Source organism: Tropicimonas sp. TH_r6 (assembly GCF_033101155.1).
Taxonomy (GTDB): Bacteria; Pseudomonadota; Alphaproteobacteria; order Rhodobacterales; family Rhodobacteraceae; genus Tropicimonas.
Window position 1 is genome coordinate 344642 of sequence record NZ_JAWMPX010000001.1, and the last position, 12288, is coordinate 356929.

At 59.0% G+C, this 12288-nt stretch carries 11 protein-coding genes; 3 read left to right on the top strand and 8 right to left on the bottom strand.

Annotated elements, in window-relative coordinates; genetic code table 11:
* Positions 1–5: 5 nt before the first annotated feature.
* On the top strand, positions 6–1052 hold the full coding sequence (locus R3X27_RS01535; protein ID WP_317707047.1) for an L-idonate 5-dehydrogenase: 1047 nt from the start codon (positions 6–8) through the stop codon (positions 1050–1052).
* Positions 1053–1092: 40 nt separating this feature from the next.
* On the opposite strand, the gene R3X27_RS01540 is transcribed toward R3X27_RS01535, so the two are convergent.
* The 5 genes from R3X27_RS01540 to fliF form a co-directional block, all read right to left on the bottom strand.
* Positions 1093–2343 carry a hypothetical protein gene (locus R3X27_RS01540; RefSeq protein WP_317707048.1) on the bottom strand — a complete coding sequence of 417 codons (1251 nt, stop codon included), beginning with the start codon at positions 2341–2343 and terminating at the stop codon, positions 1093–1095.
* A 352-nt stretch (positions 2344–2695) separates the two neighbouring features.
* On the bottom strand, positions 2696–3433 hold the full coding sequence (gene fliP / locus R3X27_RS01545; RefSeq protein WP_317707049.1) for a flagellar type III secretion system pore protein FliP: 738 nt from the start codon (positions 3431–3433) through the stop codon (positions 2696–2698).
* A gap of 6 nt (positions 3434–3439) precedes the next feature.
* The gene (locus R3X27_RS01550) at positions 3440–3721 is read right to left on the bottom strand and encodes a FliM/FliN family flagellar motor switch protein (RefSeq protein ID WP_317707050.1); all 282 of its coding nucleotides are present in this window, start codon (positions 3719–3721) and stop codon (positions 3440–3442) included.
* Complete coding sequence (locus tag R3X27_RS01555; RefSeq protein WP_317707051.1) at positions 3714–4316, bottom strand: ABC transporter ATP-binding protein; 603 nt, start codon at positions 4314–4316, stop codon at positions 3714–3716. Before R3X27_RS01555 ends, R3X27_RS01550 begins: the two co-directional genes overlap by 8 nt.
* Positions 4313–5935 (bottom strand): flagellar basal-body MS-ring/collar protein FliF, encoded by a 1623-nt coding sequence (gene fliF / locus R3X27_RS01560; RefSeq protein ID WP_317707052.1) that lies wholly within the window; start codon positions 5933–5935, stop codon positions 4313–4315. Before fliF ends, R3X27_RS01555 begins: the two co-directional genes overlap by 4 nt.
* Positions 5936–6243: 308 nt before the next feature.
* Here fliF and R3X27_RS01565 point away from each other — a divergent pair, with 308 nt between their 5' ends.
* Both R3X27_RS01565 and arfB read left to right on the top strand, forming a co-directional pair.
* Positions 6244–6876, top strand: a complete 633-nt coding sequence (locus R3X27_RS01565; RefSeq protein ID WP_317707053.1) for a queuosine precursor transporter — start codon at positions 6244–6246, stop codon at positions 6874–6876.
* A gap of 429 nt (positions 6877–7305) precedes the next feature.
* Positions 7306–7728 carry an alternative ribosome rescue aminoacyl-tRNA hydrolase ArfB gene (arfB, locus tag R3X27_RS01570; protein WP_317707177.1) on the top strand — a complete coding sequence of 141 codons (423 nt, stop codon included), beginning with the start codon at positions 7306–7308 and terminating at the stop codon, positions 7726–7728.
* Between the two features lie 69 nt (positions 7729–7797).
* On the opposite strand, the gene pncB is transcribed toward arfB, so the two are convergent.
* The 3 genes from pncB to pncA all read right to left on the bottom strand — a co-directional run bounded on the left by pncB (position 7798) and on the right by pncA (position 12143).
* Positions 7798–9090, bottom strand: coding sequence for a nicotinate phosphoribosyltransferase (pncB, locus tag R3X27_RS01575; protein ID WP_317707054.1), 1293 nt, complete (start codon positions 9088–9090; stop codon positions 7798–7800).
* A gap of 68 nt (positions 9091–9158) precedes the next feature.
* Positions 9159–11444, bottom strand: coding sequence for a PAS domain-containing hybrid sensor histidine kinase/response regulator (locus tag R3X27_RS01580; protein WP_317707055.1), 2286 nt, complete (start codon positions 11442–11444; stop codon positions 9159–9161).
* A 96-nt stretch (positions 11445–11540) separates the two neighbouring features.
* A complete protein-coding gene (pncA, locus tag R3X27_RS01585) occupies positions 11541–12143 on the bottom strand; it encodes a bifunctional nicotinamidase/pyrazinamidase (protein ID WP_317707056.1) in 603 nt (200 codons plus the stop codon).
* Between the last annotated feature and the right edge of the window lie 145 nt (positions 12144–12288).

Sequence of the window (12288 nt, forward strand, 5' to 3'; positions counted from 1 at the left end):
GCCCAATGAAAACCCGTGTCTGCCGACTCCACGGCCAGAATGACCTCCGCATCGAAGAAATCCCCGTCGAAGGCCCCGCTGCGGGCGAAGTACTTGTTGCCGTTGGCGCGGGTGGGATCTGCGGGTCCGACCAGCATTACTATTCGCAGGGCGGTATCGGCGTGATCCGCGTCCGCGAGCCGATCATCCTCGGCCACGAAGCTGCCGGTACCATCATCGAACTGGGTGAGGGAGTCGAGGGCTTCGCCGTGGGTGACCGTGTCGCGATGAACCCATCCCACCCTTGCGGTACTTGCAAGTATTGCACCTCCGGCCGCCCGATCCATTGCCTTCAGATGCGGTTCAAGGGATCGGCGATCCGGTTGCCGCATGAGCAGGGCCTGTTCCGCGACCGCGTCGCCATCGGCGCCGGGCAATGCCACAAGATCGTCGACGGTATCACCATCGGCGAAGCCGCCTGTTCGGAGCCGCTCTCGGTCTGCGTCCATGCCCGCTCGCGCGCGGGCGATCTGAAGGGCAAGGCGGTGTTGGTGACCGGCTCGGGTCCCATCGGTGCGCTCTGTGCTGCGCTCGCGGCAGAGGCTGGCGCTGCAGAAGTCGTGGTGACGGACCTTCAGGACGTCCCACTCTCCGTGGCCGCGCAGATGGGTGCCACCGAGACGATCAACGTGGCGAGGAACGGTGAGCGCATGGCGGATTTCACCTCTGAAAAGGGGCATTTCGACGTCTGTTTCGAATGCACCGCCGCCGAACCCGCGATCCGTTCAGCCATTGACGCATTGCAGCCCTGCGGCACGCTGGTGCAGGTCGGCGTTTCCGGTGACCTGCCATTGCCGATCAACTTCATCGTCTCCAAGGAGATCACATTCCGGGGCACGCACCGTTTCGACGCCGAATTTGGCGAGGCCGTCTCGCTGATCAACAGCCGTGCAATCGACCTGCGCCCGATGATCACGCAGACCTTCCCGATGGAGGAAGCCGTGCAGGCCATCGAACTGGCCGGCGACAGGAGTTCTGCGGTGAAAGTCCAACTCGGATTCGCCGGAGTCTAAGAGAACGAAGAAAGAGGCCCCGGCCAGTGCTTGCAAACACCTAGGTCGGGTTCGCGTTGTCGCCTTTTTCGAGGGGACGGCGCGCTTCGACGAGCCGGTAGAGCAGGATCGCGAAGGCGATCGTGATGAACGAGAAATAGAAGTCGGAAATGACCTGTCGGAACAGGCTCTGATAGGCAACCAGCGCCAGAAGGAAGAGGCAATTAACCGGAGATAGAAGGCCTTGGCCCCAGATCCGGAACATACGGAATAGGAGAAAGAAGACCATCGCTGTTCCGAGGAAACCGTACTCACCGAGCATTGTACCGATGCCGCTGTCGTGAATACCGGTGCCTTCGATGACCGTCGCCCATCCATCGATTCCCAGCATCACATAGGCTTGCGACCCGTGCGAAAGAGGGCTTGCGAACATGCCTCCTCCGGCCCCCAGCGGAAAGAACTCCGTCGCAAGGGTGAAGCCTCCCGCAAGAATGGCCACCCGGATATAGCGGAGACCGGAATCCAACGTTTGTGTCGCCTTCTGAACGGTGTCGAGAATTCCGAACTCCGTGATCAGAAGGTAGAGCGTGGCGGTGGCGATGACCGGCGCGACCAGCATCGTGGAAAGGCTATGTTGGCTGACGTGACGAAAATAGAGGAAGATCAACGGGGTGATCGCAATATAGGAGCGCGATCCGGTCAGCAAAAGGATGGCCAGCATAAGCAGAGCCAGGGGTTTCTTGCGGCCCACAAACCAGAAATACAGGAAAAGCAAGCTCGCCAACGCACCCTGACGGTTGGCATTGAGGAAGAATCCGACCATGCGCTCCGTGTTCATTTTGAAGGAGACGTCAGGCAGAAGAGAAATGAAAAAAGACGGGAAGGACAGGCTCACCGCGCCTCCGACAACGCAGAAGACAAACAAGGCCCGCATTACATTGCTCAAGTCGTAGAGTGGGGCATTTCGAAAGGCGAAAGCGACCAGAGGGAGCTTCCAGAACAGCAGGGCGGACAGGATCGAGATCGGAAGCGTCGGGTTGAGGCCGCCAAAGGAAGAGAGCAGGGTCAGGCAGAGAAGGCCGGCGAAATAGACCGCCGCCAGCATGTGAACACGACCATGGAGCAGGCTCAACGATAGTCCGATCGCGAAGGCTCCAACCAAGAAGAGCTCATCGAGTTGGGACAGAGCGGATAGCTTTGTCGTCCTCACAAGGAAGGTCGCGCTGAAAAGAAGCACGAGGAGCGTCGGCCAGATGATACGCGGAATGATCCCATGTGGATTGGGCAGTGGTCTGTTGACCAGCTCGGTCATGTCAGCTTCCAGATCTTCTTCGATGCCCGATACGGGATGGAGTCCAGCGCACGCTAGAGGAGTTTCGATTTGGCGTCCATTGCTTCAAACGAACCTCGCTCGAGCGATACCCTCCCATCTTCCAGGGCGGAAACGGGCTCTCCGGCGGGTATGATGGTGACCGAGGAGAGTGGTCTCTCAACCCGAATTGCATTGGTCGATGAGAAAAACCGGACTTAACGGGAAAGGTCGAGTTTCGGGTACTCGACGTGGTGCGCGGCGGCCGTCTACCGACCGGATCTATGTCATCTGCTTACCTGGGCGAGGTGGTCCTGGGTGCCAGATTCCATTTGGGCATGTCCCCTGACGACTATTAGAAATAGCCCGTCACAAGTGCTTCGGCGATCAGCGTCCAGCCATTTGCTACCGCAAAGAATGCAAGCTTGAAGGGAAGCGAGACAAGCGCTGGCGGAACCATCATCATCCCCATCGACATGAGGATCGCGGCGACGACAAGGTCAATGATCAGGAAGGGCAGAAAGATCAGGAAGCCGACTTGAAATGCATTGGACATCTCGCTCAAAAGAAACGCCGGAATTAGTACCGATTGGGGAGGCGCAGTGACATCGGCCTGGCCGCCGGAGGTGTTGGCTCGTAGTTCCGCCATGGTTTCCAATGTCTCCGGATCGACCCGCGCCAACATGAATGTGCGGAATGGTTCGACAATTCTTGAGATGGCTGTTTCGGCGGGCATTTCCTCGCGCAGGAAGGGCTGCACACCGTCGGACCATGCCTCGAGCAACACCGGATCCATAACGTAATAGGTCAGGACCAATGCCACAGAGATGATCAGCATATTGGGTGGCGATTGTTGCAGGCCGAGGGCTTGCCGCAGAATCGAAAACACCGTCACGATGAAGGGAAAACAGGTCGCCATGATCAGCAAACCGGGCGCGAAGCCGATCAACGCGACAACTGCAAAGAGCTGGATACTCAGCCCGGTGAGAGAAACGTCCTCACCAAGCGCCAGAGAGAGGTCCTGAGCTGATGCGATGCCGGGCACCAACACCATCAATCCCAAAAGCAGCAGGGTGGCCGATATCAAGCGCATGAGGCGTCAGACCCCCGTCGCCTCGCCGAGACCGGCGATTTCGATCAACCTGACGGCAAGCTGTCCTTCCCCATCGCCCTCCTGTTCGATCAACTCGCCCCGCGCGATCAACTTGTCGCCGACATAAAGTTCGACCGGGTCCTCGACCTTCCTGTCGAGGGGCAGCACAGCATTGCGTTCCAGTTTCAGCAACTCGGAGATTCTTGGACGCGCCCTGCCAACGGAGACCTGGACCTCGACGGGAACCTGGGAAAATGGATGCCCGGTTTCGTTCGATATATCAGACATTTACTGCCTCCATCTGGTCAGGTATCTCGAAAAACTCGGCGACCGCGTCGGACAGGCCCTCGAGTACAGCCTCGAGGTCGATCTTCTGTTCACTGCTGCCGAGGCGGATATAGGCTTGCCCTTCACCAAGAGACGCTTCCTCTCGCACCTGGACGGGCGGCGCGATCATTCCTTCGATAAGGATACGAATTCGATCTGCGTTTTCGGGATTCACGACAATCTCTGCGGTGATATCGGCTGCGCTTTCCGCAGCTTCGTTGACTCGTTCAACAATCATCTGGCCGAGCGTGCGTTCCATCGTACCGGGCAGAACACGCGAAACGACCCCTTTCAGGATGCCCTCCATTTCGCGAAGCACCGCACTGCGGGCTTCATGGTAGGTAAAGGACAAGGCCTGAAGGTTTCCTGCCAGCTCAGCGGTAATGGTCGCTTGCTCTTCCGCATGCGCTTTCGCCGCATCATCCCAGCCATCCTTGTAGCCCCGGTCGAAGGATTGGAGTCGTTCGTCTTCAAGGAGATTGTCCGAAACCGGCATTGAAACGGATGCTACGGGATCAGCCGTGTCAAAGCTCTCGAGTTGCCAGGGCCGGCTCATTTCGCTTTCTCCTTATCATCTTCCATCCAGGTCTTGAGCACCTCAACAGTGTCCTGCTGACGATCTCGGATCAGCTGTCGCAACCGCTCAACGGGATCATCCGAGTCCATCGGAAGCATCGGCAATCCGCCCTCGGAGGCAGCCCCAAACCCGATATCCGGTAGGGCCATCGTGTTGTCGCCCGTGTCGATCTCTCCGGTGAGGGCTTCGGGCCGTCCTTCAGCCGTTTCGGCGATCAGGCCTTCGGCAGAAGCCGGGGGCGAGAGCTCGAGCATCTGGGGCGCCGACTTCTGCATCATGATCGGGCGAACGACGAAAAGGCCCAGGATCAATGCGACAATCGACAACACGGCGATCTGGGCAATCGAGATCATGTCCAGACGACTCATGCCGTTCTCAGAAGGCAGGCTTCCGGAAGTTGCCAAAGGCTGAAACTCGAGCGACCGGATCGTAATTTGATCGCCCCGCGCTTCGTCGTACCCGACAGCGGCTTCGATCAGCGATTTCAGGTCGTTCAATTCTTCCTCGGAGCGCGGCAGGGTGACCTCGGCGCCGGCGTCATTGACCTGTGAAACTGCATTGACCAGCACCGCAACTGTCATGCGCTTCACCGCGCCGGGCACGCGCAGGATTTCCCGCTGTGTCTCGGACACCTCGTAATTCGTGCGTTCCCGGGTCTGGCTGTCCTGGTCGGACTGCTCGCGACCGCCAGAACCGACGTCGCCGTCGGGCAGGTTGCTTGCGACCGTGACCCCATTGCCTCCGGATCCCTTGGAAGACGAAGAAAGCTCTTCTGTTTCCGTTGAAATGGCGACCCGGCCTTCCGGGTCGAAACGCCTTTCAACGATCGATTCACGTTCCGTGACCGCTTCGAGACTCAGTTCCACGATTGCATTTCCCGGTCCGACTCTGGCTTCCAGCAACCGCTCGACATTGCGTTTGAGCGCGGCGGCCCGCTTCGTCGATTCCACCGATGGCGTGACCTCTCCCCCGATGACCTGGCCGCTATCCCCATCAATCACGGAGACTTCCTCGGGTTTCAGGCTCGGCACAGCAGAAGCGACAAGAAATCGAAGCCCGCGCGCATTGGTTTCTGTCAGCGCCGCGCTCGCAGCGGTCACAACGACGGAAGCCGTCGCACCCTGATTGCGGCGAAAACCACTCGCCGGTGGTGTCGAGATATGCACTCGCGCAGACTTGATCTGCGGGCTTGAGACGATGGTTCGAGCGAGTTCACCTTCCTTGGCGCGCCAATAGGCGGCATCGAACATCTGAGATGTCGTGCCAAATCCCGACAGGTTGTCGAGCAGTTCATATCCAGCCGAACCATTCGCCGGCAGACCCTGACCGGCCAGGATCATACGCAGCTCGTCTCTCTGGCTGGCGTCAACGTAGATTGAACTTCCACGGACTTCGTACACAACGCCCTGTTGTTCGAGTGCAGTGACAACATCGCCGGCCGCACGACTCTCCAGCCCGGCGTATAGCAATTCCAGGCGTTTGGTAGAGACCATCTGTGACAACGCAAGTACGGCCGCGAACATGGCGACCGTCGCCACGACCACGGTCACCTTGCGGCGTGTGTCCAGTCCTGACCAAATCCCGAGTACGTTCTGCACGCGACACCCTCCATGAAACCGACTCTTCTGAGTCTTGGGGGCATCTTTCCCGAATCCTGCTTAAGATCAGCCTAATGCAAACCCCTTGGAATCTTTTGAAATGCGAAAAACGCAGGACGCCGCGGACTCAAGTGAAAGCTGGCCTGGAATGGCGGCGCCGGAAATCCGCCCGAGTGACAAAAAGAATTGCGATTCGTGGATGTGCTGCCTATTACGCCATCTTCGATAGCGGAAGAAGACAGACACGAGACCTGATATACGGTATCGACCGTAGCTCGCATGGGGTTCCGAAACGGAAGGCAACAAGAATGACACGCAGATTTCTCCCCGGCATCCTGGCCATGGCAGCGGTTGTCGTGGTTTCCAATATTCTCGTCCAGCACCTGCTTGGGCAATGGCTGACATGGGGTGCGTTAACCTATCCCTTCGCGTTTCTCGTCACCGACCTTATGAACCGGCTCTACGGTGCCGGCCCGGCACGCAGGGTCGTTTTCATCGGCTTTCTCGTCGGAGTCGCCTGCTCTCTCATCGGCAGCCAGATCCATGGTGAGTTCGGGCCGCTCGTCACGCTTCGTGTCGCGCTTGGATCCGGAACCGCCTTCCTCGCCGCCCAACTGCTGGATATTGCGGTGTTCGACCGCCTTCGTGAGGGCCGTTGGTGGCGCGCACCGCTTGCATCGACCCTTGTCGGCTCCTCCCTGGATACCGTGATCTTCTTTTCGATAGCCTTTTCGGCCACGTTCAATGGGCTGGAACCAGGCAATATCCCGACTTGGGCTCAGGACAGCCTCCCCGTGTTGGGCACTGGCCCGGAAGCTCCGCTCTGGGTCTCGCTCGCGTTTGCCGACTGGATGGTCAAGCTGTCGCTTGCCCTGATCGCATTGGTTCCGTTCCGCCTCATTGTTGGGCGTTTGCAGCGGCAGGCTGCAGATATTCATTGACAGGTAACCGTTTTGTGCCACGCTGAAAGCAACCGCAACAAGCGAAAGGAGGTGATCCAGTGTCGAGAGTCATGCTGGAGAAGGGTGTCGATGATATCGAGGAGACCCGCCGTTAGGCAGGCCCGAGAGGCCTAGGTTCCTCGACGGACTTATGTGTCCATGAGACCTCACCTCCATGATAGCTCGGAAGGCCGCTCCGGATAGGAGCGGCCTTTTCATTTCACTATCAGCCGGTTTGTTCTGTCTTCCGTTTTCGCCTGCGCTGAGCCGGTGCCCATTGATCTTCTGAAGCCCCCTCATCGCTCCGAGCCTCTAGTATCAGGGCGATGCCTGGTGGAAATCAGATGTGGCGCGATGGACAGACGGCTCTTTTCAGGCTGGAAGACCACGCCGCCTTCAGCCTATTGGAAGGCAGGAGACGTCGGAAAAATGCTTAGAATCAGCGAAGAGATCATGATCGAGGACTGGGAACTGACCGAGCAGTTCAGCCGATCCTCCGGGCCGGGCGGTCAGAACGTCAACAAGGTGTCGACGGCGGTAGAGCTGCGCTTCGAGGCCGCGCGCAGCCCTGGCTTGAGCGGTGCCGTCAAGTCGCGCCTCAAACGGATTGCCGGACGCAAATGGACGGCCGACGGTGCGGTCCTTCTGCGCGTAGAAGACACTCGCAGCCAAGCGCGAAATCGCGAAATCGCGCGCGAGCGGTTGGCCGAAATGATCCGGAAAGCTCTGCAGGCGCCACGCAGGCGGATCGCAACGCGCCCCACTTTGTCCTCCAAGCGCCGCAGGTTGGAAAAGAAGAGCCAGCGAGGTGCGGTCAAGGCATTGCGAAAGCCGGTTTCGGACAAGGATTGAGAGCGTCTCAGGGAAGTCGACCGCCCTCTGTCGCGCCAAGACGACTCTTCGGTCGGCTGTAGCGTGCCCCTAGACTGTCACCGCAATTGGTGTCTGTTCTCCGACCTCAAATACACGCTTGTATCTCGCGACCTCCTCGGGCGGCCCCATCGACTTGTTGGGATTGTCGGACAGTTTGACGGTCGGCATGCCATTGGCCGCAACAGCCTTGCAGACGAGCGAAAACGGTCGCAAGGCATCGTCTGGCACGAGCCCCATGAAGTCATTTGTGAGCAGGGTGCCCCAGCCGAAACTCGCTCGGACACGGCCGTTGAATCGGTGGTGCAAGTCGATGATCCGGTCCTCGTCTAGACCATCCGAAAAGATGACAAGTTTTTCACGAGGATCTTCCCCGCGCGATTCCCACCATGCGATTGCCGTCTCGGCGCCTTCCACGGGGTCTCCGCTGTCGATCCGGATTCCGGTCCATCCTGCAAGCCAATCGGGTGCTCGTTCGAGAAAGCCCTTGGTTCCGTAGGTGTCTGGCAAGATGATAAGCAGGTTTCCATCATGCTCGTCCTGCCAATCCTCCAGGACCTGGTAGGGCGCCTGTGCCAATGCGGCATCGTCCTCGGCCAGCGCGGCATAGACCATGGGCAGTTCATGGGCATTCGTCCCGATTGCCTCGACCTCACGCCGCATTGCGATCAGGCAGTTGGACGTCCCGATAAAGGTATCGCCGAGTCCTTCCATCATCGCCTGGACGCACCAGTCCTGCCACAGGAAGGAATGGCGACGTCTCGTGCCGAAATCCGCGATCTTCAGGTCAGGCACCTTTCGCAGTCTCTCGACCTTTTCCCAGAGCTTGGTCATCGCGCGCGCGTAGAGCACCTGCAGCTCGAATTTCTTCATCTGATTCAGGACAGCCCGGCCACGCAGTTCCATCAGGATCGTCAAGGCCGGGATTTCCCAGAGCATGACCTCGTGCCAGGCCCCTTCGAAGCTCAGCTCGTATTGCCCGTCGCGTTTTTCCAACTTGTATTCCGGCAGGCGCATTTGCTCGAACCATTCCATGAAATCCGGCCGAAACATCTGGCGCTTGCCGTAGAAGGTGTTGCCGCGCAGCCAGGTGCTCTCGCCGCGCGTCAGGGACAGGGAGCGGGCATAGTCGAGATGTTCCCGCAACTCCCCTTCGTCGATCAACTCGGCCAGATGGATATCCGAACTCCGGTTGATCAGGGAGAATTCGACGCGGGCATCAGGCTTGTTGCGAAAGATCGACTGACACATCAACAGCTTGTAAAAATCCAAGTCGATCATTGAGCGGACGATCGGGTCGATCTTCCATTTGTGGTTCCAAACGCGCGTGGCGATATCCACCATGAAGCGACCCTTTCTCTTACAGTACGGTTCAGGCTATCGACACGCGCGCCGGAAGGAAAGAGGCGAACCTAAGCGCCTTTGTGGAGCGCTTTCGGCCGTCCAGCGTCTTTCGAACCGGAGCTGTCGCGCGGTATGAAATCATTGAGCGCCAACAAAAGATCTCGCTTCCGGAAGGGTTTGGTGACAAACCCGTTCATTCCGGCGTCCATACACAGGTCCCGGTCTTCCGGAAAAGCGTTCGCGGTGAGCGCGATGATCGGTGTGGCCACTCCACCGGTCCCGGTCTCGATTTCCCGAATGGCCCGCGTCGCCGCGAGCCCGTCCATGATCGGCATGTGCATGTCCATCAGGACAACATCCGGTCTTTGCAAGCGGAACATCTCGACGGCTTCCCGTCCGTTGATGGCAAGCTTCGTCCGAACTCCCGTTCCATGGAGCATCCGCTCAAGAAGCAGGATATTGGTCCGGTTGTCCTCGGCGACAAGCACCGTCAAACCCTCCAGAAGACCGGCCTGATCGAACTCCAGGGTGGCATCGGCAATCGGGAATGCTTCCGAGGTCTCGGCAAGTGGCAAGGTCAGTGAGACAAAGAAGACCGATCCTTCACCGGGTGCCGACGCCACCGAAATCTCGCCGCCCATCGCCTGAACGAGAAGTCGCGAAATCGTCAGACCCAGGCCTGTGCCGCCAAACCGGCCGGCAATACTCGAGTCTGCTTGGGAGAAGCTTTCGAAGATCCAATCCAGCTTTTCGGGTGGGATTCCCATCCCGGTATCCCGCACAGCGATCAGGTAGTGGCAGTTGCCTTGTTCCAGTCGAACCGACACTTCCAGCCTGACGCCGCCGGTCTCGGTGAACTTGATCGCATTTCCCAGCAGGTTCAGCAGAACCTGAGCGAGACGGCGATTGTCGCCGATGGCGCTTTGCGGCAGGCTTGCCGGCAGCACGAGGTCGAGCGACACTTCCTTCGCATCCGCAAGGGGTTGGACGAGATCGACGGCGGAACGAAAGCAGTCACTGGGTGAGAACGGTTCCTGGGCGACTTCGAGTCGGCCGACTTCAAGTTTTGAGAAATCCAGAATGTCGTTGATGATTCCGAGCAGGGACTCGCCGGATGCCGCGATGGTCCGCACCAGCGCATTTTGTTGATTGTCGAGATCCGTTTCCAGCAGCAGATCCGTCGTTCCGATGACCCCGTTCATAGGTGTCCGAATCTCGTGGCTCATGGTCGCCAGGAAATTGTGCCGGGCGCGCTCGGAGTTCTCGGCGACGCGGCGGGCCTCTGCCAGCGCATGTTCGCGTTCCTTTGCCTCGCCGATATCGCGTTCGATACTGACGATGCTCAACACCTCTCCTGTGTCGTCGAAAAGCGGGCAGGTATTGGCCTCGATCCAGATCGGTGAGCCGTCCTTATGGTGACACATGATCTCGAGGCGGATGGGGCTGACCTCTTCCCGGGCGCGAAGCAGCGCCTCCGAGGCGGCGGGATCGGTCTGAGGCCCTTGGAGGAAGCTGACATTGCGCCCGATAGCTTCCGTGTAGGAATAGCCGGTCACTTTGGAGAAAGCGCGATTGATCCATGTGATGACGCCATTTTGGTCCGTGATGACGACGCTGTCATTTGCTCGTTCGGCGACGAGCGCAAGGCGCTTCGCAGTGTTTCGGGACTGGACCAGCGCATCATTCACATGTGCCAGTTCCTGCGCGCGCTCGAGCATATCCATTCGCGTGGCGTTTCGGATGTTCTGCAATTTGAATACTTTGCGGACAACAGTCCAACAGATGTAGAGCAGGAAGGAGACGCTCAGAAGATCGAATAGGAGGGCATCGTCAACGTGACCGGTGACACCCACCTCCTGGATGGCGATCACCAGCAATGCGACGCCATACACCAGGATTCGTGCTATCGCGGCTCCGCGGTGAGCCGACAGCAACAAGGCGGCATCCAGGATGCCCGCAAAGCAGGCGGCGCCGGCGAGGATGCGGGCCTCGCTACCACCGAGCGTATAGATCAGCGCCACGCCATAGGTATTTGCCAAGGCCTGGATTCCGCCTGTCAGGGTGGCAATGCCCATCGCGACAGAAACCTGACCGTCCATCGATCGGCGACGCCCGAATCGTTTCAGAACCGCCACGTCCAGCAACTCGCCTGAGATGGAGACCAGGGCTCCGATCAGGGCAATCGTTGTGCCGCCAACATAGAGCAGGATCGGAAACAGAATTGGGATGATGATTATTCTGTCCGGAAGACTTCGCACCCGTCCGCGACAATAGGAGAGAAAGCGCCCCTCAGACGAGCGCTTTGCCTGGAACGCCTCCAGTGCCTTGTCCGCTGCCTTGGTTCCGAGGTCCATATTCGCTCCACAGGACGGGTCGACGGATGTGTTGGTCGGCCTCTTCGTGGTGATTGAAAGCAAAAAAGCCTTCCAGACTGGTTAACTCTTCCTGGCTCAATGATCGGTCAGGACGATTCCCGCATCTGACATTCCGTCCAGAGCGGCAGCGAGTGACCCGTCCAGGTCGATCGCCCTGCAGGCTTCAAGGCCGACCTCAACCCGGAAACCAAGATGCGCGGCATCCAGGGCGGAATAGTTGACGCAGAAATCGGTGGCCAGACCGACCATGACGAGTGAGTCCACGCCCCGCGTTCTGAGATAGCCCTCCAGCCCGGTCGGGGTGCTGTGGTCATTCTCGAAGAAGGCGGAATAGCTGTCGATCTCGCGCCGGAAGCCCTTGCGAATGATGAGATCGGCGGGATCTGTCTGCAGGGCGGGGTGGAATGCGGCGCCCGCGCTGCCCTGAACGCAGTGATCTGGCCAGAGGACCTGCGCTCCGTAGGGCATCTCGATCAACCCGAAGGGCGATTTGCCCTCATGCTGCGAGGCGAAGGAACTATGCCCGACGGGGTGCCAGTCCTGGGTAAAGACCCGGACCGGATAGTCCGGCAACATGGCATTGATCCGTTCTATGATCTCGTCGCCACCGGGCACAGCCAGCGCGCCGCCGGGGCAGAAGTCGTTCTGGACATCGATCACAATCAGGGCTTGGGTCATGGGCCACCTCCTGTGCAATGGCTAGGCAAGCTGTGAGGCCGGGTCAATGGAGGCATAGCGAGGCATGCAGCTCGAGCGGGCCTCGAAACGACTGCTCCCGCCGGGTTGAGCTGGCGGGAGCAGTGTCTTTGTGGTCCCGTATGGC